General features: G+C 66.0%; 19 protein-coding genes and 1 pseudogene. 9 read left to right on the forward strand and 11 right to left on the reverse strand.

The window, feature by feature from the left end; genetic code table 11:
• Positions 1–340: 340 nt before the first annotated feature.
• Entirely contained in the window at positions 341–1,240 is a 900-nt protein-coding gene (locus AAF604_12075) for a hypothetical protein (protein ID MEM7050393.1), read from the reverse strand.
• A 444-nt stretch (positions 1,241–1,684) separates the two neighbouring features.
• Between AAF604_12075 and AAF604_12080 the strand changes: the two are divergent.
• From AAF604_12080 to thiL, 4 genes and pseudogenes are all read left to right on the forward strand, one after another.
• Positions 1,685–2,263 (forward strand): annotated as a pseudogene (locus AAF604_12080) (ADP-ribosylation factor-like protein).
• 597 nt (positions 2,264–2,860) lie between these two features.
• Positions 2,861–3,337: a transcriptional regulator NrdR gene (nrdR, locus tag AAF604_12085; protein MEM7050394.1), complete on the forward strand. Its 477-nt coding sequence runs from the start codon at positions 2,861–2,863 to the stop codon at positions 3,335–3,337.
• A gap of 136 nt (positions 3,338–3,473) precedes the next feature.
• Entirely contained in the window at positions 3,474–5,849 is a 2,376-nt protein-coding gene (lon, locus tag AAF604_12090; protein ID MEM7050395.1) for an endopeptidase La, read from the forward strand.
• Positions 5,850–5,864: 15 nt separating this feature from the next.
• A complete protein-coding gene (gene thiL / locus AAF604_12095; protein ID MEM7050396.1) occupies positions 5,865–6,851 on the forward strand; it encodes a thiamine-phosphate kinase in 987 nt (328 codons plus the stop codon).
• 172 nt (positions 6,852–7,023) lie between these two features.
• On the opposite strand, the gene AAF604_12100 is transcribed toward thiL, so the two are convergent.
• Both AAF604_12100 and AAF604_12105 read right to left on the reverse strand, forming a co-directional pair.
• Entirely contained in the window at positions 7,024–7,707 is a 684-nt protein-coding gene (locus AAF604_12100; protein MEM7050397.1) for a MerR family transcriptional regulator, read from the reverse strand.
• A gap of 158 nt (positions 7,708–7,865) precedes the next feature.
• On the reverse strand, positions 7,866–8,339 hold the full coding sequence (locus tag AAF604_12105; protein ID MEM7050398.1) for a redoxin domain-containing protein: 474 nt from the start codon (positions 8,337–8,339) through the stop codon (positions 7,866–7,868).
• A 211-nt stretch (positions 8,340–8,550) separates the two neighbouring features.
• Here AAF604_12105 and AAF604_12110 point away from each other — a divergent pair, with 211 nt between their 5' ends.
• Entirely contained in the window at positions 8,551–9,009 is a 459-nt protein-coding gene (locus AAF604_12110; protein MEM7050399.1) for a GAF domain-containing protein, read from the forward strand.
• Between the two features lie 31 nt (positions 9,010–9,040).
• Here AAF604_12110 and AAF604_12115 read toward each other — a convergent pair whose 3' ends face one another.
• The 4 genes from AAF604_12115 to AAF604_12130 form a co-directional block, all read right to left on the reverse strand.
• The gene (locus AAF604_12115) at positions 9,041–12,034 is read right to left on the reverse strand and encodes a sigma 54-interacting transcriptional regulator (GenBank protein MEM7050400.1); all 2,994 of its coding nucleotides are present in this window, start codon (positions 12,032–12,034) and stop codon (positions 9,041–9,043) included.
• A gap of 177 nt (positions 12,035–12,211) precedes the next feature.
• Positions 12,212–13,501 (reverse strand): 3-phosphoshikimate 1-carboxyvinyltransferase, encoded by a 1,290-nt coding sequence (gene aroA / locus AAF604_12120; protein MEM7050401.1) that lies wholly within the window; start codon positions 13,499–13,501, stop codon positions 12,212–12,214.
• Positions 13,473–14,252 carry an MBL fold metallo-hydrolase gene (locus AAF604_12125; protein ID MEM7050402.1) on the reverse strand — a complete coding sequence of 260 codons (780 nt, stop codon included), beginning with the start codon at positions 14,250–14,252 and terminating at the stop codon, positions 13,473–13,475. The genes aroA and AAF604_12125 overlap by 29 nt, the downstream gene beginning before the upstream one ends.
• A gap of 91 nt (positions 14,253–14,343) precedes the next feature.
• Positions 14,344–15,204 carry a hypothetical protein gene (locus tag AAF604_12130; GenBank protein MEM7050403.1) on the reverse strand — a complete coding sequence of 287 codons (861 nt, stop codon included), beginning with the start codon at positions 15,202–15,204 and terminating at the stop codon, positions 14,344–14,346.
• A gap of 257 nt (positions 15,205–15,461) precedes the next feature.
• Between AAF604_12130 and AAF604_12135 the strand changes: the two genes are divergently transcribed.
• Positions 15,462–15,986, forward strand: coding sequence for a polymer-forming cytoskeletal protein (locus AAF604_12135; GenBank protein ID MEM7050404.1), 525 nt, complete (start codon positions 15,462–15,464; stop codon positions 15,984–15,986).
• An 8-nt stretch (positions 15,987–15,994) separates the two neighbouring features.
• Positions 15,995–16,594, forward strand: coding sequence for a hypothetical protein (locus tag AAF604_12140; protein ID MEM7050405.1), 600 nt, complete (start codon positions 15,995–15,997; stop codon positions 16,592–16,594).
• Between the two features lie 325 nt (positions 16,595–16,919).
• Here AAF604_12140 and AAF604_12145 read toward each other — a convergent pair whose 3' ends face one another.
• A complete protein-coding gene (locus AAF604_12145; protein ID MEM7050406.1) occupies positions 16,920–17,453 on the reverse strand; it encodes an NUDIX hydrolase in 534 nt (177 codons plus the stop codon).
• Positions 17,440–17,919: a DUF4920 domain-containing protein gene (locus AAF604_12150; GenBank protein MEM7050407.1), complete on the reverse strand. Its 480-nt coding sequence runs from the start codon at positions 17,917–17,919 to the stop codon at positions 17,440–17,442. Before AAF604_12150 ends, AAF604_12145 begins: the two co-directional genes overlap by 14 nt.
• Positions 17,920–18,043: 124 nt before the next feature.
• Here AAF604_12150 and AAF604_12155 point away from each other — a divergent pair, with 124 nt between their 5' ends.
• Positions 18,044–19,195, forward strand: a complete 1,152-nt coding sequence (locus AAF604_12155; protein ID MEM7050408.1) for a hypothetical protein — start codon at positions 18,044–18,046, stop codon at positions 19,193–19,195.
• Positions 19,196–19,354: 159 nt separating this feature from the next.
• Here the strand turns inward: AAF604_12155 and AAF604_12160 are convergent, their stop codons facing one another.
• Positions 19,355–19,750, reverse strand: a complete 396-nt coding sequence (locus AAF604_12160; protein ID MEM7050409.1) for a hypothetical protein — start codon at positions 19,748–19,750, stop codon at positions 19,355–19,357.
• A gap of 63 nt (positions 19,751–19,813) precedes the next feature.
• On the opposite strand from AAF604_12160, the gene AAF604_12165 reads away from it, so the two are divergent.
• Entirely contained in the window at positions 19,814–20,812 is a 999-nt protein-coding gene (locus AAF604_12165; protein MEM7050410.1) for a hypothetical protein, read from the forward strand.
• Between the two features lie 96 nt (positions 20,813–20,908).
• Here the strand turns inward: AAF604_12165 and AAF604_12170 are convergent, their stop codons facing one another.
• Positions 20,909–21,382 carry a hypothetical protein gene (locus tag AAF604_12170; protein ID MEM7050411.1) on the reverse strand — a complete coding sequence of 158 codons (474 nt, stop codon included), beginning with the start codon at positions 21,380–21,382 and terminating at the stop codon, positions 20,909–20,911.
• Positions 21,383–21,587: the final 205 nt, after the last annotated feature.

Genomic DNA, 21,587 nt, shown 5'->3' on the forward strand with positions numbered 1-21,587 from the left:
CCCGGGGTGGGGCCCCCCGCGCCCCCCCTCAACCGCCCACCCCCGCGATCGCTTTTTTCTCAAAAACTGGTGGCCACCCGGCCCGGGGGCCGGTGGGGCCCGGGCGGTGGCGACGCCACCGCGATGGGTGAGGAGGCCCAAGAACCGCGCTTCTTGGGCCGGAGCGGGACGCGCAGTCAGGGGCGCGCAGTCAGGGGCGCGGAGCCCCTCTCGGAACCGACAGCTAGCAGCGCTGGAAAAGGAAGCGAAGCGGACTTTTTCAGCAGCCTGCTAGCCCGCCCTTCTCTTGGCGAGGTCGAACGCCGAAAGCCCTTCGCGGAGCTGCTCCAGGGCTCGGAAGCTACCCTTCCTGGTAGTCCGGTCCCCACTCCAAGATGCTCTGTTCGAGGGCGAAGTACTCGCGAGGCAAGGACGCAGCGCTCAACTGCCGTCGGAGCTCAGCAAGAGCGGCGGGATCGTTGACCGGAACCGTCTCGAGTCCGTCGTCGAGCTCTCCCGAGGACAAGACGGAGTTCAGGTGCGCCAGGAACTTCCTCGTCCTGAACTGATGTGCCCTCCTGCCGGTTTTCTTGCCGTCGATCTTGTGAAAGCGGCTCACCAGGTCTCGCGAGTAGCACTCGATATCAAGGCTCGGCAGGAGCGAGACGAAGAAGCAGATCAGCAGGGCGTAGCGCGCATGGTCGTGGTAGCAGTCGTTGCTACGCCCGAAGAGATGCTCATCGAGCCCCAACATCAAGTCGGTGCAGAGTCGTTCGATTTGAACCGGCAGCCTTGGCTGCCAACCCTGCGGCCCGAGGGGCAACGGAAATCGGCGATCGGGCTGAAAGGTCTCACCATAGAGCCAATGAAACACCGAAGCCGCGAGCTCGGCCGAGAAGAAGTTGCCCCAGCGGTAGTCCAGGAGGCCTCCGAACGGAGAGATCAGCTGCTCCTCGAGCGAGTCGAAGGCTCGGTCGTTGCGATCTCGGCGAGCCTCTGGATCCTCCAGCACCCAGTCCCAGTAGGACTTGAATCGGAGGGTGACAGCCTCCAACGTCCCCTGTGGCGCCAGGAAGAGTAAGAGGTAGGGGCCGATCCCCCGGCCACCGGCCAAGTAGGCGTCGAGGTCCCCGGTCTCGAAGTAAGCCGTGACGGCCGCGCAGTCGTCGGTGGTGAACTCGTACCGTTCCCGAAGATCGGCCACGACATGCTCGAACAGCCCATCCCGGGTGCAGAGTTCGATTCCGTGCGGAGTCTTCATCCTGGCTTCTCCTCGACTCGAGCCGAATAGCTGGCGCTCGCCATTCGCGAGCCCTTATCTCCGCGCCATCGGCTCGAACCGATCGCGCCGACTTTCACCGCCGGCAGTCCGGGTTTTCCGGTCTCCGTCCGCCCAGCACGGCAGATGCTATCTCGCCTCGATCGCCCATCGCTCGACGGCGACGAGCTTCCATGACGCTCGCGGCTCGACATCGTCGCCCCCACGGAGTCGTGCACTCTCTGGCAGCGCCAGAGCCAGCCTGCTGACCGGAAAGTGCCTGACGACCTCCCCTTGACCGGAGAGAACGCCAAACGGAGATCGATTTCCTCCGGATGAGGACAATCAGCCACCGAATGCGGACGCCGCTTCGCGCCGCCGCCGAGTTTATTGACCCCTCCCGAGGCCGATGCTAAGCTGCTAAGCCTTCAGGGGCCCCTAAATCCCATGGTCTTCTTCAATTACAGTACGATGCAGATGGCCGCCAAGGTCGTCTACTATGGGCCTGGCCTCTGCGGCAAGACCACGAATCTGACCCATATCTACACCAAGACGTCGGATACGTCGCGGGGCGAGATGGTTTCCCTCGAGACGGAGACGGATCGAACCCTGTTCTTCGATCTGCTGCCGATCGACGTCGGTCAGATCTCAGGCTTCAGCACCCGCATCCAGCTCTACACGGTTCCGGGGCAGGTGTTCTACAACACCACCCGGAAGCTGGTGCTCAAGGGCGTCGACGGGGTGGTGTTCGTGGCTGACTCGCAGCGCGCCATGCGACAGGCCAACATCGAGTCGTTCCAGAACCTGGAAGAGAACCTCCAGGAGATGGGCCTGTCCGTCTACAGCATCCCCCTGGTGCTGCAGTACAACAAGCGCGACCTGCCGGACATCCTGACCGTCGAGGAGCTCGAAGAGGCCCTCAATGAGTGCGACTGGCCCGCCTACGAGGCCTCGGCCGTCCACGGCCAGGGAGTTTTCGAGACTCTCAAGGGCATCTCCAAGCTGACCCTGATGTCGCTGCGCCAGAGGTTGGCGCGGGACGGCGAAGCCGAGGTGGTGAGCCCGGCCGCGGCAACTTCGACGGTGGCGCCACCGAAGCAGCCGCCCAAAGCGAGTCCCAAGCCGGCCGCCAAAGCCGCTCCCAAGGCCTCGCGACCTCAGCTCAAGGATCGTGACGTGCTGGGAGAGCTCGACCAACTGCGCAAAGCCGCCCTCGCCAAGCCGAGCGGCAAGAAGGCGGCGAAGGCGGCACCGGCCAAAGCGCCGCCGCCCGCAGCCAAGGCACCGGCGCCGCCGCCGGCCAAGGCAGCCGCCCCACCGCAGAAGGCAGCGCCACCGCCGCCCCGGAAACCGGCAGCGCCGACGCCGTCCTTCGGGCCGACTCCGGAGCCCTCGAGCAACGGCCTCGGCGAGCTCCACCGCAGCCTTGCCCTGACCCTGAAACGGGCCGACTTCGAGCGCGTGCGGCGGGTCACGCTGTCCCTCCAGGTCGAAGACGGCGACAGCAACGTCGTCGATGCCGTCCGTGGCCTGCACATCGATCTCGAAAACCCGAGCGAGCTCGAAAAGCTCTTGCTGCGCTTGCGCATCGCGCTGCAAGCCCGGGAGTAACCCCGGCCGGCCATGAAGTGCCCTTTCTGCTCGGCCAACCGAGATCGCGTGGTCGATTCCCGCGAGAGCCGCGATGGCGACACCATTCGCCGACGCCGCGAGTGCCTCGAATGTGCCCGCCGCTTCACCTCCTACGAGCAGATCGAGGACATTCCCTACCGCGTCGTCAAAAGCGACGGCACGCGCCAGGACTTCAGCCGTCAGAAGCTCCTCGCCGGGCTCTTCAAGGCGTGCGAAAAGCGTCCGGTGTCGTCCCGCAGCCTGGAAGAGATCGCCGACCGAGCCGAATCCATGCTGCACGTCAAAGAAGACCGCGAGATTTCCACCCAGGAGCTCGGCGCCTTCATCATGGAGAGCCTCAAGGGCCTCGATCAGGTGGCCTACGTCCGCTTCGCCTCGGTGTATCGCCGCTTCGAGGACATCGACGCCTTCATGGATGTGCTCAAAGGGCTGGTCGGCAATCAGGAAGACATCAAGTCTTTATCCTGAGCCGCTCCCTCCTCCTGGGACCTCGACTCTCGAGCTCGCGAGATCGGCCCGATCGACGATCGGCACCAGCGGCGCGCATCCCGCGCAGCGCCACGGCCGGTAAGATCTGCCCCCACGACGTGAAGGAAGTGAGATTTTGAGGCCCAAGGCGAAAGCAGAAATCGTTCCGGACGTGCTGCCGGTCCTACCGCTCAAGGACACGGTGGTGTTTCCGTACATCATCGTTCCCCTGTCGATCAGTCAGGACGCCAGCGTCGAGGCGGTCGATCGCGCGCTCGCCTCCGGCGACCGTATGGTGATGCTGGTTTCCCAGCTCGGAGAGGATTTGGAGAGCCCGGGCCCCGAGGACCTCCACACCATCGGCACGGTGGCGGTGATCATGCGCATGCTCAAGCTGCCGGACGGCCGCATCCGGATCCTGGTGCAGGGCCATAGCCGCGCTCGCGTCGAGCACCTCAGTCAGACCGAGCCTTTCCTGCAGGCGCAGATCTCCACGATGCCGGAGAGCGAGCCCGAGCTCGAGCCCCTGGAGCTCGAGGCCTTGATGCGCAGCGTCAAAGAGAACCTCGATCGCGCCTCCGCCCTGGGCAAGAATATTTCGCCGGAAGTGATGGTGATCGCCGCCAACCTCGAGCAGCCGGGCCGGCTGAGCGACCTGGCGGCGAGCAACCTCGAGCTACCGGCCCAGGAAGCCCAAGAGGTTCTCGAAACCTTCGATCCCCTGGAACGCCTCGGCAAGGTCAGCGGCCTGCTGGCGCGGGAAATCCAGGTGCTGACCATGCAGCACGAGATTTCCAACCAGGCGCGCGGCGAAATGGACCGCAGCCAGCGCGACTACTTCCTGCGTCAGCAGCTCAAGGCGATTCAGGACGAGCTCGGCGAAGGCGATGAGCTGCGCGACGAGATCAACAACTACCGCCAGTTGGCGCGCGAGAAGGCAATCCCGGAGGAAGCTCTCGAGGAGCTCGAGCGCCAGATCCGGCGGCTCGAGAAGAGTCACCCGGAGAGCGCTGAAACCTCGATCATCCGCACTTACCTCGACTGGATGACGGCATTGCCCTGGAACCACTCGAGCACCGACCGCCTCGACCTCGGCATTGCCCAGCGGGTGCTCGACGAGGATCATTTCGGGCTCGCCAAGATCAAGGAGAGGATCCTCGAGTATCTGGCAGTGCGCAAGCTGAAGGACGACGCACGCGGACCTCTGTTGTGCTTCGTCGGTCCTCCAGGGGTCGGCAAGACCTCCCTCGGACGCTCCATCGCCCGCGCTCTCGATCGTCAGTTCTTCCGCCTGTCGCTGGGCGGAGTTCGCGACGAGGCGGAGATCCGCGGTCACCGCAGAACCTACGTCGGCGCCCTTCCGGGGCGCATTCTGCAAGGACTGAGGCAAGCCGGGACGGCCAACCCGGTCTTCATGCTCGACGAGATCGACAAGCTCGGGGCCGACTACCGAGGCGACCCGTCGTCGGCTCTTCTCGAAGTGCTCGATCCGGAGCAGAACTCGGGCTTCGTCGACCACTACCTGGGGGTTCCCTACGACCTCTCGAAGGTCCTCTTCATCGCTACAGCCAACCTCCTCGAGCCGATTCAGCCAGCCTTTCTCGATCGCATGGAGGTCCTTCGCCTGTCAGGCTACACGGCGGCGGAAAAGCTGGAGATCGCTCAGCGCCACCTGATTCCCAAGCAAATGGTCGAGAACGGCCTGGAGACGGACGATGTCGATCTCACCGCCGACGCCGTCGAGCGCATGATCCGCGACTACACGCGCGAAGCCGGACTGCGCAACCTCGAGCGCAGTCTCGCCGGGGTCTTCCGCAAGGTGGCGGTCGGAGTGGCGCGCAAGCTCGAAGCCGACGAAGAGCGCGGCGAGCCCCGGGTGATCGAGGCCGGCGAGCTCGAGGAGCTCCTCGGCCCTCCCAGCCATCACGGCGAGGAGTTGATGGCGACGGATCGCGTCGGCGTCGCCACCGGCCTCGCCTGGACCGCCACCGGCGGCGACCTGATGTTCATCGAAGCCATCGCCGTGCCGGGCAAGGGCAAGCTCTTGCTCACCGGCCAGCTCGGCAGCGTCATGCAGGAGTCGGCCCAGGCCGCCCTTTCCTTTGCCCGCTCCTTTGCAGCCGAAGACCGCCGCGCCGATGCCGACTTCTTCTCCCACCACGACATCCACATCCACGCTCCGGCGGGCTCGATTCCGAAAGACGGTCCCTCCGCTGGAATCACCATTGCGACGGCGGTGATCTCGGTGCTCACCGGACGCCCGGTCGACCGGCGGGTCGCGATGACCGGCGAGATCACTCTGCGCGGCGACATCATGCCGATCGGTGGTTTGAAAGAAAAAGTGATGGCGGCCAAGATCGCCGGCGTGACCACCGTGGTGGTACCAAAGCTCAACCAGCGGGATCTCGCCGAAGTGCCCGAGAAACTGCAGAAGGGCATCGAGTTTCGATTCGTCGATTCGATGGCCGAAGTTCTCGATCAGACCCTGGCGGCGCGCCGCAAGCGTCGCTGAGGACTCCGTCTCGAAATGGCGGCGAACGAAGATCGCCTGCTGCGCTGGCTGCGGCGCCGCCTCGACGGCGGCCCGGAGCATCCCCGTCCGGGAGACGATGGCGCGGTGCTGCCGGCGGGCCCGGAGTCCACCGTCAGCGTCGACAGCCAGATCGCCGGGGTTCACTTCCCGCCGGACCTCGACCCGCGCCTCCTCGGCCAGCGCCTGACCGCCGTCAACCTCTCGGACCTGGCGGCCATGGGCGCCGAGCCACGCTATGCCTTCGTCACCGTGGCGGCGCCCCGTGATTTCGATCACCGGCGCTTTTTCACCGGACTTCTGGCAGCCTGTGAGCGTTACGGTCTGGTGCTCGCCGGCGGCGATCTGGCGCACCAGCCGGACCGTGTGATCACCACCATGACCGTGACCGGCGAACGGCGAGGAAAATGGCTCGAGCGCGCCAACGGTCGCGCCGGAGACCGACTCTGGCTGGGAGGCTCGGTTGGCGAATCGGCCCTCGGTCGCAAGCTGATCGAGACCGGCGGCTGGCTCGCGCCTCGCTCCTGTCGTCTGCCGACGGACTTGCAGCTCTCCCGCAGCGAAGCGGCCGCCGCCAAACGAGCTATCCGGCGCCACCTACAGCCAACCCCTCAGCTCGATCTGGGAAGAGCTCTCGCCGCGATGCCCTTTCCAATCGCGGCCATCGATCTCTCCGATGGCCTTTTGCTCGATCTCGAACGTCTGTGCCGAGAGAGCCGTGTCGGAGCCGAGATCGACATCTCGCGGATTCCCTTGGCGGCCAGCAGCGATCGCCTCGCCGCCAAGCTCGATCTCGACGAAGTCGAGCTCGCCTTGGGTGGCGGAGAGGACTATGTTCTTTTGTTCACTCTGCCTGCCGGCGCCACCCCGCCGCGGAAATTTCGCTGTTCACCGATCGGACGATTGATCGCTCGCCGCGGGCTATTTCGAAAGGGCGAGAAGGGCCCTCGGCCCTTGACCGCCGTCGGTTGGGATCATCTTTGAGAGCCTCTGACGGGCCAAGAGATCTACCAAAGACGATGCGCACGGCGCGCCCCATGGGGATCAGCCAGGTACTCTCTTCGACCGACCAGAGGGCCGAATCAGAAACTTCGATAACAACAAAAAACCACCCGAAACGGGTGGTTTCTTTTTCCAACTACGGACTGCGGCTTGATCAAACCCGCTGGATCGTCACCTTGAGCGGCTTCATGTTTTGTTTGATCAAGGCACGAACCTGCTTCTCGAGACTCGCCTGCGAGCTCTCGAGCGCCTGAATTCGCTTTACCAGATCGCCTTCGCTCGCCGCCGCGGCCTTGCGCGGAGCAGCCTTGCGCTTGGCCGGAGCCGCCTTCGCCTTCTGAGGCCCGCGACGACCGCGGCGGGAATCGCTCTCCGAACGCAGCTTGCGAAACACATCCAACGCCGCAGCCGGATAACGCCGCTTACGCCCCGTCCCCTCGTGCGGGATCTGGCTGGCAAAGACCTTGGTGTAGCGCACCAGAGTCGGGTAAGAAATACCGGTCTCTTTGGATGCCTGGGTCAGGGTCATCAAGGTCTCCGCCTTTGCCGGCGCCGCTTGACTCTTCGCAGCCGTCGTGCGCCGACCGCGGCGACTCGCCTTGGGGGCCTTCGGCTTCGCTGCGGCGGCCGCCTTGCGGGGCCGACCACGCTTGCCAACGTTCTCTTTCTTGATCGCCTTGAAGACCTCCAGGGCCTTGATCGGATATCGCTGCTTCCGGCCCTCGCCCTCCGAAGGGATGCGATCTTGGAATTCTTTTTTGTACCGCTGCAACGTGGGCATCGAGATCTTTGTCCGCCTCGAGACTTCGGACAGGGTCAACAACTTGGCGTTTGCCATTTCGGGGTCGCCTCCTCAGGAACGATCACTTGACTTCTCATATAAGAACTAGGCGAAAACACTTCCTTTTCGATCATCGCCTTTACCATTATCGAGGCCATCAATGATGAAGTCAATGGTTTAATAGACGGCTACTGATATTTCTCGCAACCTTCAAATCACGAAAGTTGACCGAGCACCTCTCGAATGGCATCGAAGTTCGGCTGATCCCCGGCACTCTCGAGAACCTCTGCATAGCGCACCACACCGCTCTTGTCGATCACGAAGGCGGCCCGCTTCGAAACGCCACGAAAGCCCATCAGGTCTTCAAAGAGGGCACCGTAAGACTTCGAGACGTCCTTGTTGAAGTCGGACAGCAGCGGGAACGGGAAGGACTGCTCCCGCGACCAGGCCTGGAGCGCGAAGGGGCTGTCGACGCTGATTCCCACGACCTCGGCATCGAGGTCCCCGTACTGCTGATAGCTGTCGCGAGTCGAGCACAATTCGGCGGTGCAGACGGAGCTCCATGCGAGGGGGAAGAAGAGCAACACGACATTTTTCTGACCGCCGAAATCGGACAGGCTGACGGGATTTTCACCAGGGTTGCGAACCAGAGAGAAGTCCGGGGCAGTTTGGCCGACTTGAATCGACATTGAGATCTCCAAAAAACAGAATGGGCTGTAATCGGGGTAATGGACCGAGGACCGGTCACTCGAGACCGGCAGATTCTATCCGAATTGGCAAAACGGTTCGAGCCGGCGGTACAGTAAGCCTTTGGCGCTGCCCTCGAAGGGCCTCTTCGACCTGAGATCAACCGGTCATGTCGTCGAACATCGGTGAGCAATCCGAGCTAGGATCGCCCTCATGAGTAGCCGCTACGATCAAGCCCAGCAGGAAATCTCGGCCCTCCTCGAGGGTATCGACGATGCCGTCGCCATCATGGCAACGGTCGCCTCCGTCATTCACTCACACGTCCCGCAGGCGAGCTGGACGGGTTTCTATCGCGTCGTCGCGCCGGGCAAGCTCCGGGTCGGCCCGTACCAGGGGCCGGTGGGCTGTCTGGAAATCGACTTCGAGAAGGGCGTCTGCGGCGCCGCGGCCCGCGAGCAGAAGACCCAAGTGGTGGCCGACGTGCATCAGTTTCCCGGCCACATCGCCTGCGATCCCGACTCCCGCTCCGAAATCGTGGTTCCGATTCACGATCACCAGGGCGAGCTGATCGCCGTTCTCGACCTCGATTCTCACCAGCCGGCGGCCTTCGACGAGCACGATCGCAACGGCCTCGAAGCGATCGCCCGCCAGCTCAGGCCCTTGCTGACCTGACGCTGCTGCGAAGTCTTTACGGGACCTCGATTCAGAGACGGAGATCGAGCTTCTTGACCAGATAGGACAAGGCCTGGCGAGTGAGTCCGAGCTGACGAGCCGCCGCCGCGCGATTGCCGTCGGCGCGCTCGAGGGCCGACTCCACCAGCTGACGACGGAACCCCTCGACCGCTCGGTGATAGTCCTCGTCAGCGCTGACCGGCTGCTCTAGGAGCTCGAGATGTCGAGGCTCGATCACCCGCCCGCCACTCAACGCCAGGGCCGCCTTGAGCGAGTTCTCGAGCTCGCGCACATTACCGGGCCAGCGGTGCGCCAGCATGGCTCGACGAGCCGCCGCGCTCAATCGTCCACGACCCGCCAGAATGCTGTCGGCGAGCAGCAAGATGTCGTCGCCCCGCTGGCGCAGGGCGGGCAGCTCGACGGCGGCGCCGCGCAGACGGTAGAACAGGTCGTGTCGAAAGGCTCCCTGGAGTGCCATCTCGGCGAGGTCGCGATGGCTCGCCGCCACCACCCGAACGTCCACCCGCCTCGATTCGGCCGAGCCGACGGGGCGCACCTCTCCTTCCTGCAAGACCCGCAGCAACATGCCCTGAGCATCGCCCGGTAGATCCGCGATCTCATCCAGAAAGACCGTGCCACGGTCGGCGGTCTCGAAGACCCCTTTGCGGTCCCGGTCGGCCCCCGTAAAGGCGCCGCGGACATGACCGAAGAGGTCCGAAAGCAACAGGGATCCGGTCAACACCGAGCAATTGACCGCCAGAAAGGCCTCGTCCTGGCGACGACTGAGGTCGTGAAGCCGGCGAGCGAACAGCTCTTTGCCGGTGCCGCTCTCGCCACGGATGAGCACCGGCAGATCTTCCGGCGCCAGGCGCTTCAAGCGCTCGAGGGCCTGGAGCAGGGCTGGACTTTCTCCCACGATCCCCCCGGCCGCAGCGGCTCGGGGAGTGCTGGGCACCTCGAGATTTCGCGCGATCAGCCAGAAGAAAGCCTCGAGGACGGCATCGAGCTGGGGTACATAGAGGCTGAGCTCACCGCCGCCGGCGGACGCCTCGAGACCTTCCGGGCCGCCGCGTCCATCCTGGATCACGCACAGCTCGGAACCGGCGGTCCACACCACCCGCGCGTCGCTGTAACCGGCCTCCTCGAGTAGTCGCGCGGCGGCGGCGGGGGTCGTCGACTCGGCGCGCAGAAACCGTACGATGGCGGCCCAGGGCCCTTCCTCACGGCCCTCCAGCTGTTCCGCCAGCAGGCCGGCGCCGACCCGCCGCAGGGTCGACAAGGCGCGGCGCCGCCAGCGCGCCGGGGAGCGCCCTGGGAACAACAGCTCGAGATCGAAGACCCAGCGCGCGGCGCGCAGCGGCTCGAGGCCTTCGAGCTCACGCCAGACCTCTGGCGCAACTTCTTCTCCCCCGAGCAGCAGTCGCCACAGGCGGCTCTCGCCGATCTCGGCCGCGGCCTTCTCGCGATCGCCCGCCAAGGCCCACAGAGCCGGTCGCTCCTCGGGCTCGATCTGCCCCAGGGCCGCCGGCCCCAGACCGCTGAGTTCCTCGCGGGCCTCATCGGGCCGACCGAGCCAACCGAGCGCCCGGCCGGCGAGCAGCCGCATCAACTCGTCCTGACCCTCGAGACCCCGCCGCTGCAGATCATCGCGCGCCGAGCGACACATCTCGAGGGCCGCCGCCGGCCGGCCGCGCGCCAGCTCGAGGCGCGCCGCCAGGCCGGTATCGAAGGCCAGGCCGCGGACGTTTCCCGAGCGCCGGTTTTCGAGCAGCGATCGTTCGATCACCGCTTCGACACCGGCCAGGCGTCCACGGCGGAGGCGAATCTCGGCGAGATTCGAAAGACCGAGGGTCACCGCCCGCGGGCCATCACAGCCGCGATAAAGGCGCAAGGCGTGCAGAAAGGCCCGTTCGGCGCCGGCCAGATCGCCGGTCTCGCCGCGCGCCACGCCGAGGTCGTTCCACAGCGCCGCCGCCTCGAAGCGCCGCAGCGAGCGTCGCCCCTTGAGCCCCTGCTCGAGGCTGATGACGGCCGCCTCGGGGCGGCCCTCGGACAGCCGGCGCAGCCCGTCGGCCTGCCACCAGCGCCAGCCGTCCGTTGCCTCGTCGCGCAACCAGCGGGCTCCCTCGAGGGCCCGATCCATCTGCTTCAGATCGCCGTGGTCCCAGGCCTCCCAGGCGGCCAGCAGGTGGGCCCGGGCGCGGCTCTCGCGCTTGCCTCGGCGCGCCCGCCGCAAAGCCGCATCGACCCACTCCCGGGCTCCCTCGGGATCGCCCCGGCCGATCAGGATGCGCTGCGCCCAGGGGGCGATCTCGACCGCCTCCGCCGCCGTCAACTCGCCAGGATCGAGCTTTCCCAGGGTCCGCCGCGCCGGACCGAGCTGGCCCAGCAGGTACTGCCCCTGCAAGCGGAGGGTGACCGCGGCCACGCCAGCAACCCCCTTGACCTCTCCGACCGCCCGCTCGAAGCGACCGTTGGCGAGCCAGCGGCGGGCCCTTTCGAGGCGTCCGAGGCGCCCTCCGGTAGCGCGTTCACTCCACAGCTTGGCGGCCTGGGCCCCGCGCAGACAGCGGGCGACCGCCGAGTAGTCCGGTCCGACCCTCGCCACGGCGTGACGCCAGCCCGCCGGACCGGCCAACAGGACCTCCCCCGCCGGACCCTCGCCGGCCAGCGCCAGGCGAGCCTCGGCGAAGGACTCCTGCCAGAGGAACCGCGCCTGGTCGAGGATTTGCTCGACGGCGCGATCGACGGAGATCGGAATCAGGCCGAGGTTCCAGTGCTCGAGCAGAGCCCGAGCCACTCGCCGCGCCTCACCCCGGCCGGCCACTTCGACGCCACCGAAGAGTCGACCGAGGAGCAGTCGCAGCAGATCCTGGGGCAACCGAGAGGAGCGCCCGGAGGCCACGGAAACGCCGCGCAGGAGAGCACCGGAGGCGACTTTGGCACCCTGCCAGGGCGCCACGATGCGACCACCGCAGCGCTCCAGCAGGGCGAGCAGAGCCGCTGCCTGAAGGAGAACAGCCAAGCGCTCTCGGTCGGTGAGTCCCGGCGCCGCCTCGGAAAGGGCGAGGTCCTGCGGTTCGGCCGGCTGCGCGACCGGGTGGCACAGATCTTCCAGCGGGATGACGACCCTCGCTTTAAATCTGAAGAATTCTCTTTGCGTAAAACTCGCGCAAAGACTACCACGAAGACGCCGGTCGAATCAGTCCAAGAGGCGAGCGAGATCGCGCCAAAAGGCCGGGTACGACTTGTTCACCACCGCCGGCTGGCCGATGGTGATCGCGGAGCGCCGCAGGCCGACCAGGGCCAGGCTCATGGCGATGCGATGATCGCCGTGGGAGGAGGTCTCGAACGGCGTCTCGGGAGTCGGCCCGTCGGCCCAAACTCCCGGAATCACCAGGCCATCGTCGAGCTCCTCGACGGTCGCGCCGACCCGCGTCAGCTCCTCGGCCATGGCGGCCAGGCGGTCGCTTTCCTTGACCCGCAGGTGGGGCACGTTGGTGATCCGCGTGACGCCGCGGGCGAAGGGCGCCAGGGCCGCCAAGGTGGGAACCTGGTCGGGCATCGCCGAAAGGTCCGCCGTCAGCCCCTCGAGGACGGCCGGGCCGCGCACCCGCACCGAGCCGTCGTTCCACTGCACCTCTGCCCCCATCGTCTCGAGCACCGCGAGGAAGCCCCGATCCCCCTGTCGGCTGTCGCGACGAACACCGTCGATGGTGACCTCTCCACCGCTCAGGGCCGCCGCGGCGGCCGGGTAACCAACGGCGGAAAAGTCGCCTTCGACCCGTACCCGGTCGCAACCATCGAGAGCGCTCGGCACGGTGCGCCAGCGGCCCGCACCGAGCTTCTCGACCCGCCCGCCGAAATCGGCCAGCGCTTGCAGGGTGAGGTCGACATAGGGCAGCGAGGTGAGCGCCGACACCTCGATCGTGACCGGTCCGGTCGCCCGCTGCCCCGCCATCAGGAGAGCCGACAGGTACTGGCTCGACGCTCCGGCATCGAGCTTCGTCGCGCCGCCCGCCAAGCTCGGTCCACGCACCGTCAGCGGAGCCCGGTCGCCGCCCTCGAGCTCGACCCCGAGCTCGGCGAGGGCCGCCGTCAACGGGGCGATCGGCCGCTCCCGCAGACGCTGCACGCCATCGACCCTCCAGGCTCCCGGCAAGGTCGCCAGGCTGGCGACGACGAACCGAAACATGGTGCCGGCGTTGCCGCACAAGATGTCGGCCGCTGTCGCCGGCGCGACAGGCGGCCGGATCCGCAGGCGGTCACCGTCCGCCTCGACGGCGAAACCGATCGCCGCCAGCGCCTCCCGGAAGAGCAGCGTGTCTTCGGCCTCGAGGGGACGCTCGACGACGAGCGGACGTCGGGCCAGCAACGCCAGGTTGAGATAGCGGTGGGTCAGGCTCTTCGACGACGGCGGTGTGACGCGGCCCGCCACCCTGCGGCCGCTCGGCACCGGTCCATCAATCCACTTCGAGTACGAGTCCATCATGGGCGAAGGCGACCTCCGGCGGCAGCTCGATCCGCGGTGCCGCGTGATCGACCTCGTGCGAGAGATGGGTCAAGAAGGTGCGCCGGGCGGCCAATCGCTGGGCCGCGGCGATGGCCTCCTCGACGGTGAAATGGGTCGGATGGGAACGATAGCGCAAGGCCCCCAGGATCAACGTGTCGACGCCCGTCAGGAGATCTTCACTGGTGACCGGAATGCGTGAGCAGTCGGTGACATAGGCGAGCGAGGCGGAGCCCGCCGTGAAGCGGAAACCGAGCACCTCGAGGGAGCCGTGAAATACCGGCACCGGCTGCACTTCGAGGTCCCCGAGACGGAATCCTCCGGTGACCGGTACAAGCTCGATCTGGGGCTTGCCGCCGCCCTCGCAACCGGGCTCGAAGATGTAGGCAAAGGTACGCCGAAGAGCCTCCAGCGTGGCCACCGAGCCGTGGCAGGGAATCGCCGCTCGCTGGCGGAAATTGAACACCCGCAGGTCGTCGAGGCCGAAGATGTGGTCGGCGTGGGCATGGGTGAAGAGCACCGCATCGATGCGCTCGACCCCCTGACGCAGCGCCTGTTGGCGAAAGTCAGGCGTGGTGTCGATCCAGAGCACCACCTCGGGGCTCTCGACCAGCAGGCTCGATCGTAGCCGGCGATTGCGCCCGTCGGACGACCGGCAGACGTCGCAGGAGCAGGCGATCACGGGCACGCCGGTCGAGGTACCGGTTCCCAGAAAGGTGGCGCGAAGTCCCATCGGCGGGGAGTCTACTGTTTCCCGGCGCGCCTGTGACCCCGACGAGAAGCGGGCGCGAAGCCCATTGCGCGGTCGCCCTGAATATCGCCCCCTACCGGCCCCTGCCGAACACGCCCTTGAAGGGGTTGCCGCCCCCCTCCTGCTGACCAGGAGTCGTGATCGGCTCGACCTCGCGGTACTCCGCCGGCACCCGAACCCGGTCATCGCCGAGCTCGGCGCCGCGCTCGAAGGAAGTGACTTCGAGGGTCGAACGGGTGACCGACTGGCGCCCCTTCTTGTCCGTGCTGGTGGAGGTCTCGGTGGATTTCAGGGTCAATCCTTCGACCTTGTCGAGCTCGGCGGCGATCAGTCGGTCGAGGTCTTCGTTACCGGTCGCCTGGGAGCGGCTGCGCAGCCAGACGGTCATCGCCGGATCCTCGATGTCGCTCGTCATCCAGAGATCCTGCAGGCGCTCGACCTGCTGCCGGCGCTTCATGCCCAAGGCCTTGATCTGGAGCTCGTAAGTAGTGCGGTACTGCACGTGCCGGGTGGCGAGACCGAAGAGATCCTCGGACTCTTCGTCGACCAATTTCTCCACCACCGGGTCGGAGATCTGAAGACGCAGCATCCCCTGCAGTCCGCCGAGCATGGTGCCGGCCACCTTGAGCAGACCGTCGACGTCGAAGACCGCGTAGGTCTCGGCCTTGGGATCGACCCGCAGGACGGTCTGGCCGCCATCCTGAGTCACCAGGTAGGAACCGGCCGGCAGCAGCGGGTTGCTGCTCTCGACGATATCGATGCGCGACCGCTCGCCATCGACCCAGGCCTCGATGCGAGTCGCCAGGGGTGGCTGGCCGTCGGTCGCGACGGACGACTCGGCCTCGTAGTGGAGGGCTCCGAAGGCGGAGCCGGTGAAGGTCAAGGCGACCAGGCAGGACAGCAGGACACTCCACGGGCAGATTTTTCTTTTCATCGCTTCGACTCCTGGCCTCGAAGCGGAGGATCGGTTGGCCGCGAGCCTCTTGAACAGCGCTCCATGAACCGCCTCGAGAAAAGATTTCTAATCAATTTTCAAACCCAACAAACGGCCTCTGCTGGAATTATCGTCGATTCAACGGGCGACGACGTTTCATCACCCAGAAAAAATCCAACAATTGCTCGCCGGAGCCTTGACCCCAGGTTATTCATTCTCTATTTTCTATGGGCTAAAACCTTCGAGGAGATCCCGTCATGTGGAAAAAGACCGAGGATGAAGCATCCGCCACACCCGCCGCGGCGACCCCTGCTCCGAGCCGTCCGGCCCCAGCCAAACCCAGTAGCGGCGGTCCCGCCGCCGTCATCGGCTCGTCGATTCGCATTCAAGGCGAGCTATCCGGCGGCGAAGACTTGCGCATCGAGGGTCAGGTCGAAGGCAAGGTGGACCTGCCCAACAATGACGTCGTGGTCGGCGAGCAGGGGCGGGTCAAGGCCGACATCGTGGGCCGCACGATCCGCGTCGAGGGCCGCGTCGAGGGCAACTTGACGTCGGGAGAGCAGATCTTCGTCAGTCGCTCGGGCAACGTGCGCGGCAACATCACCGCGCCCCGAGTCAGTCTCGAAGACGGCGCCCAGTTCAAGGGCTCGATCGACATGGAGCCGGGCACCTCCAAGGCGCCTCCGGCGAAGCCGAGCCCGAGCACCAAAGAGCAGCAGAAGCCCGCTGGCTCCGGCAGCCCGAAGGCGGCCTCGGCCGGTGGGGGAGGCCAGCGCCGCTGAGTCCGCCGATGGCTTGGTTTCGACGCAAGGCCCCCGCGCCGACGGTACCGACCGAGCCGACGCCGGAGATTCACCCTTCTCCGGCGTTGGGGCTGGTTTTCGCGGAGCTCGAGAACGCCGAGAGATTGTCGATTCTCGATCTCGGTCCCGCCATGGGCGAGAACCTGGACTACTTTTCCCAACGCTTCCCTTGCCGCCTGCAGGTCGCGGACCTCTACCGCTCCCTCCATGGCGAGGACCCCGTCGGCCAGTTCCGGCGCTTGATCGACCTCCAGGAGCCCCCCGATCTGGTCCTCGCCTGGGACCTGCCGAGCTACCTGCCGCGGGAGACCACCCGCAGCCTGTTCCGTCACCTCGCCGAGCAGAGCGCAGCGGGCACTCGCGTCTTCACCATGATCGCCTCCCACGCCCAAATGCCCCTCGAACCGGGCTCCTTCGTCCTGCGTGGCGAGGCCGACCTCGAGTACCGCTACCCTTCCACCAAGACCCGTCCGACCCAGCGTCTCCCGCCCGCCGAGCTCGCCAACCTGGCGCCGCAGTATCGCGTCGACCGCTCTTTCCTGCTACGGCACGGATTTCAGGAGTATGTCTTGGTCCAGGGGGGCTAGAGGCGCCCCCCTCAGGCGCGCGCGCATGTCGCGCGCCTTCACCCCCGTCCTCGGCGGCCCTGCCGCCGCCTCGCCCGATGGGCTCGGGAGCACTTGGGAACCAAGCCTGCCAAGGATCGAGACTTTTCGGCGCTGCTAGCTGTTTTTTCCGAGAGGGGCTACGCGCCCCTGACTGCGCGTCCCGGGCTGAGCGCCCCTCTCCGGCCCAAGAAGCGTGGTTCTTGGGCCTCTTCTCCCGTCGCGGCGGCCTTGCCGCCGCCGAGCCGGGGGCGCCGGGCCCTTCCGGGCTCGGGAGCAGGTTGCCGACGGCTTTTTCAGCAGCCTGCTAGAGGACGGACGACGCCCGCAGCAGGCCGCAGACGGTCTTGGCGTCGGGAATCTCGCCGCTGGCGGCGCGGCGCACGGCCTCGGCCATCGGCAAGCGCACCACTTCGAGCACTTCGTACTCTTCGAGGGCCTGGCGGGTCGGCTCGAGATCGCGGGCCAGGTAAAGCCAGATCTTCTCGTCGGTGAAGCCCGGCGTGGTCCAGATCCATCCCAGCGAGACCAGCTCGCCAGCGCGATAGCCGACCTCTTCCTCGACCTCCCGGCGGGCGCAATCCTCGGGCGTGTCGCCATCGAGCTTGCCGCCTGGAATTTCGTACAGCCAGCCGCCGGCGGCGTGGCGATACTGCCGCACCATCACCACTTCATCGCCGATCATCGGCACCACCGCGGCGGCGCCCTGGTGATGGATCAGCTCGAGATCGAGATCGGCACCATTGGGCAGGCGCAGCGACTCGACCGACAGGTCGATCACCGAGCCGCGGTAGATCCAGCGCCGGCCGCGCAGCTCGGCGCCGGCCTCAGCCTTCTTCATCGGCGATCTCGGCCCCCTCGCCGCGCACCTGAATCAGGCGGTAGGGGCCCTCGCCGACGCTCGCCTCGTCGAACTCTTTGCCCTGCTCGTCGGCCAGATGACGGAGCCAGCGAACATAGGCCTCGCGCTTCATCGGCAGCAGCTCGACGACCCCTTCGGCGACGGCATTCTTGCCTACCGCCGAGGCCGGAAAGACGATCACGCCGTCTTGCACCTTGACGCGGATCTTGTCGCCATCCTCGCCTTCCTGGAGCTCCATCCAGCAACCTTCCATCGGGCACACCTGGAGCACTTCGCCGGCAATCCGGACGCGCTTGCCGTCGAAGGCGTCGGGGTCGGCCACGATCTTGGCGATGGAGGTGGTCTCGGTTTCCTTCACTCCCGCGCCATAGGTCTCCGCGAAGGCGACCGGGGCCAGGACGAGGGTCAGCAGCAGGACAATCGGCAGGATCTTCTTGGCAGGCACGGCTGGACTCCTTTTCGGGGTTGGCTCAGGGCGCCGGATCGCCGGCGCCGCGAAAGGAGATCATAACCTCGGCCGCTCGTCCTCGGCAGCGCGACATAGAATCGTCGGCGAGAGGGCGCTTGACTTGACACGAAGAAACCAACGCCTGGAGAAGGCCGTCGAGCTGCTGGCGCAAGAGCTGCGGGTGCGCATCGAGGGCCATCCCTGGGGACACCTGATGCGCTCCGGGGACGAGACCCTGGACCTGCCCTTGAGCCTCTCGACGGCGCTGCGCAACGGCGGTGTGCGGTCGACCGCCGACAACCTCGCCACCCAGCTCGACCGCGCCATCGAAGGGCTGCTGGCCCACCGAGCCGCCTTCCGCCCGGGGCGCATCTTCTGCCTGCGCTGCCGAACTCCCGATTGCGATCATGCGGCGCCGACCTCGAGCCGAGAGGTGTTCCGGGGCTACGGCTCGACGGGGCTGCCGCAGTTCATCGACTTCGGCCAGCTACTGCTCGAACGCGGTGACAAGCGCGTCGACCGCCTCTACGAGCGCCCGCCGGCGCTGCTCGCCCACACCCTGCGCAGCGGCGACCTGACCCGCGACCTGCTCCCCGCTTACCGCGACCGCACCACCGGCTTCCGCCTCCACGGCCAGGTGGCCTCGGGCTGGTACTCGGTTCCCGATCCCTCCGGTCGCCCCTCCGCCGTGGCGTTGTCCTTTCAACTGGTTTCGACTCGCCATCGCCGCGGCCGCCGCCGTTTCGGCCTCAACGTGCTCGGTCTCGGCCCCGACGGCCAGCCGCTCGAAAACCTCTACGATCGCCTCGGCGATCTGCCTTGGCTCGAGCCGGTGCGCTGGGCGCAAACCGCCCTCGACCAAATCACCTATCGCGGCAAGGGCGACACGGTGCCCCTCGGCAAGCGCCTCACCAACCTCCTCAACGGCCTCGCCCGCCGCCTCGAAAAGGCCCGCCGGGCCAAGGACCGCAAGACCCGTCATGGTCAGCAGCGCCATCGCCAGGGCGATCGCCCCACTCACATGGCCCTCGCCGACCTGGCCCGGGCCGGCGAAGAGGAGTTGCTGTTCGACACCCGCCAGAAAACCTTGGTGGTGCTCGGCGCCCGCGGCCGGGCCCACGTCTTCAATGGCGACGGCAAGCTGGTGACCTCGATCCGCTACACCCCAGGTGCCATCGAGCGACGCCGCGAGCGCAGAATCTGGCGACCGGCGACCGGCGAGGAGATCGCAGGACTGCGCCGCCGGATCGAGGAACGGTCCCAGCGCGACTAGGTGTCGTCCGAACACCGCCTCTTCCAGCGTCCGACCGGGTTGCGGCTTGCCCCGGGGCATTTTCCAGGCTCATCGGCGGTAACTTTTCCGTCTCGGCCAAGCCAGCTCCTGGAAAGCTGTCCTCTTTCAAAAAACCAATCGCAATCGAACCCGCCGTTCTCACCAGCTTTCAGCGACGAGTAGGGCGGAATAGCGATGAGGAGATCTTTCCTGAAAGCTCGATCGCCCAAACCCAGATCCGCTGACCAGAGCGCGGCGACGCGCACCAAACGCCGTGCAGATCCCAATGCCCGCCGTCGACACCCGCTGGCAATCGCTCAGCGCGGTACTTCCGGCGCGTCCGAAGCCCTGCCGTTTCTCGCCCCAATTCAGCAATCGTTCGGACCGCGGCACCGTCTCTCGGCCATCAAAGCCCACGTCGGAGGCCCTGCTCGAGAAGCTACCCGAGATCTCGGCGCCGCCGCCTATGCCAGCGGCGAACGAATCGCCTTTGCGCAACCGCCGGACCTTCGTCTGGCCGCCCACGAAGCGGCCCACGTCGTCCAGCAACGACAAGGACTGGAGCTCGCCGGAGGAATCGGCAGGCCTGGAGACCGCTACGAGCGGAACGCCGAAGAGGTGGCGGAACGGGTGGTGCGCGGCGAATCGGCCGCGGCGCTCCTGCCGACCAGCGGCTCAGATCGCTCCGCGAAAGGCGATCTCGTCCAGCGCTACACCAAGGTCAAAGGCAAGCCCTACAACCGTGTCTCCGACGACGGCCGAATGGCCGTTCGGCACGAGACGCGCGACGCCTGGGCCGAACGCTCACTGGTCCGGAGCTCCAACGCAGTGCTGCGGCGCAACGGATCGATTGGCAAGATCATCACCAACGGTCATCTCATCATTCCCATTCCCGGCAAGAAAACCCGCCGCCGGCTCGAGAAACTAAAGATGGTGCACTGGAAAAGCGGGAAGACCCTCAATCTGACCCGAGATTGCGGCACCGCCGCGCAGGAATTGCTGGGAGCGAAGAAACCCGGTTCGGGCAGCTTTGTGGGGATCACCCGAGGCGGCTGGCGAACCAAGGCATGGATCTACGACGGAGGCGACCAATACCCGGGCGGATTGCTGACCACAACGGAGAGAATATCGAGCGAGATCTACCGGCGAATCTTCCGACGGGAGCTCAAACGAAACCTGTCGCGCCTCGCCGCCCTCAGAGCCTGGAGCCGCCTGAAGCGGCGCCAGAAAAACCGCCTCAGCAAGAAGTACGGAATCGAGCAGTTCGCTGTCCCCAAGGTAGGACAAGGAATCACCATCGGCAGCGAGCGCGACATGCCCGGTGGAGATCACAAGGGATACAACTTCCACTTCGGCACCAACATCATGGCTTCGGGACAGGACTACCTGACCGTCGAGAACTACACCAATTGCATGTACCGCTACTACTTTGGTCTCTATGGCCCCGCGTCCAAAGGCCAAGCCTGGTCTCAAGATCCCGAGATCACCGACGATCTCAGTGCCAAGTCGACGACGATGGTGGTCGAGCTCGGGAAAGGGTCTCGACGAGGACCGAGACGGCCCCCTCGGGCCATCCCTCGACCACCCCGAAAGCAGAGCCGGCCCGCGAAGCGATGAAGGCAACAATCGCCCGCGAGCTCCCAAGAATCGCGAGGAACGCGACCTACGAAACGGTGAGGATCTCCGGGCTCGATCGAATTCTCGACCGCCGAATCAGCGCAGCACGAAATCGATTCCGGTGACCGTGCCTCGGCAGTCGATGCGCCGAAAGTCCGGCTCCCAATCGGCACCCGTGTCGGCTCGAATATCGGTCAGCACCCAATAGCGACCGGCGGGAAGGCCGGAGAGAACATAGGTGCCGTTCGAGGCTGGCCGAACCCCCTCGACGTGCCGCCAGCTCAGATCCGGACCCTTTGCATAGACGAGGGTCAAGGGCAATAACTCGTCGCCGCCGGTCAGCCGGCCCCGGATCGTGCAGCGAGAGTCGCTCGGCGGCCGGCTGACGGCAACATCGCTGAGCCATTCGAATCGATCATCCTCATAAACGAGCGATCGAGTCTCGAAGTCTTCGAGTCGAAACAACCGATGACGAAAGTCGGCGAAGATCAAATCGCCGGAACCGAGAATGGAAAATCCCTTGATCGATCGATCGTGGCCGTAGCGACGAACGAATCGACGACCCTGCATTCGAAAGACTCCGGCCGGCCGACGATTTCCAGAAGACACCACCAGGCGCCCGCTGCTTTCGAATGCGAAATTTCCAGACCAAAACCCCTCGACTTCCCGCAGCGGTACGTGACGGTAGACCCGTGATTCCGAGCGATCCACGGAAAGCCGATAAATCGTTCCATCGCCTCCGGCACCGGTGGCCTCGCTGAAGTAGAGACGGCCC

It is taken from the genome of Acidobacteriota bacterium (assembly GCA_039028635.1).
In the GTDB taxonomy this organism is placed as follows: Bacteria; Acidobacteriota; Thermoanaerobaculia; order Multivoradales; family JBCCEF01; genus JBCCEF01.

Excerpts from the sequence above, each read along its gene's own strand:
- nrdR (MEM7050394.1), top strand. The coding sequence starts at position 2,861 with ATGAAGTGCCCTTTCTGCTCGGCCAACCGAGATCGCGTGGTCGATTCC.
- AAF604_12145 (MEM7050406.1), bottom strand. The coding sequence starts at position 17,453 with ATGAAGAAGGCTGAGGCCGGCGCCGAGCTGCGCGGCCGGCGCTGGATC.
- AAF604_12125 (MEM7050402.1), bottom strand. The coding sequence starts at position 14,252 with ATGGGACTTCGCGCCACCTTTCTGGGAACCGGTACCTCGACCGGCGTG.
- AAF604_12075 (MEM7050393.1), bottom strand. The coding sequence starts at position 1,240 with ATGAAGACTCCGCACGGAATCGAACTCTGCACCCGGGATGGGCTGTTC.
- AAF604_12135 (MEM7050404.1), top strand. The coding sequence starts at position 15,462 with ATGTGGAAAAAGACCGAGGATGAAGCATCCGCCACACCCGCCGCGGCG.
- aroA (MEM7050401.1), bottom strand. The coding sequence starts at position 13,501 with ATGATGGACTCGTACTCGAAGTGGATTGATGGACCGGTGCCGAGCGGC.
- thiL (MEM7050396.1), top strand. The coding sequence starts at position 5,865 with ATGGCGGCGAACGAAGATCGCCTGCTGCGCTGGCTGCGGCGCCGCCTC.
- AAF604_12100 (MEM7050397.1), bottom strand. The coding sequence starts at position 7,707 with ATGGCAAACGCCAAGTTGTTGACCCTGTCCGAAGTCTCGAGGCGGACA.
- AAF604_12110 (MEM7050399.1), top strand. The coding sequence starts at position 8,551 with ATGAGTAGCCGCTACGATCAAGCCCAGCAGGAAATCTCGGCCCTCCTC.
- AAF604_12140 (MEM7050405.1), top strand. The coding sequence starts at position 15,995 with ATGGCTTGGTTTCGACGCAAGGCCCCCGCGCCGACGGTACCGACCGAG.
- AAF604_12130 (MEM7050403.1), bottom strand. The coding sequence starts at position 15,204 with ATGAAAAGAAAAATCTGCCCGTGGAGTGTCCTGCTGTCCTGCCTGGTC.
- AAF604_12170 (MEM7050411.1), bottom strand. The coding sequence starts at position 21,382 with ATGCAGGGTCGTCGATTCGTTCGTCGCTACGGCCACGATCGATCGATC.
- AAF604_12105 (MEM7050398.1), bottom strand. The coding sequence starts at position 8,339 with ATGTCGATTCAAGTCGGCCAAACTGCCCCGGACTTCTCTCTGGTTCGC.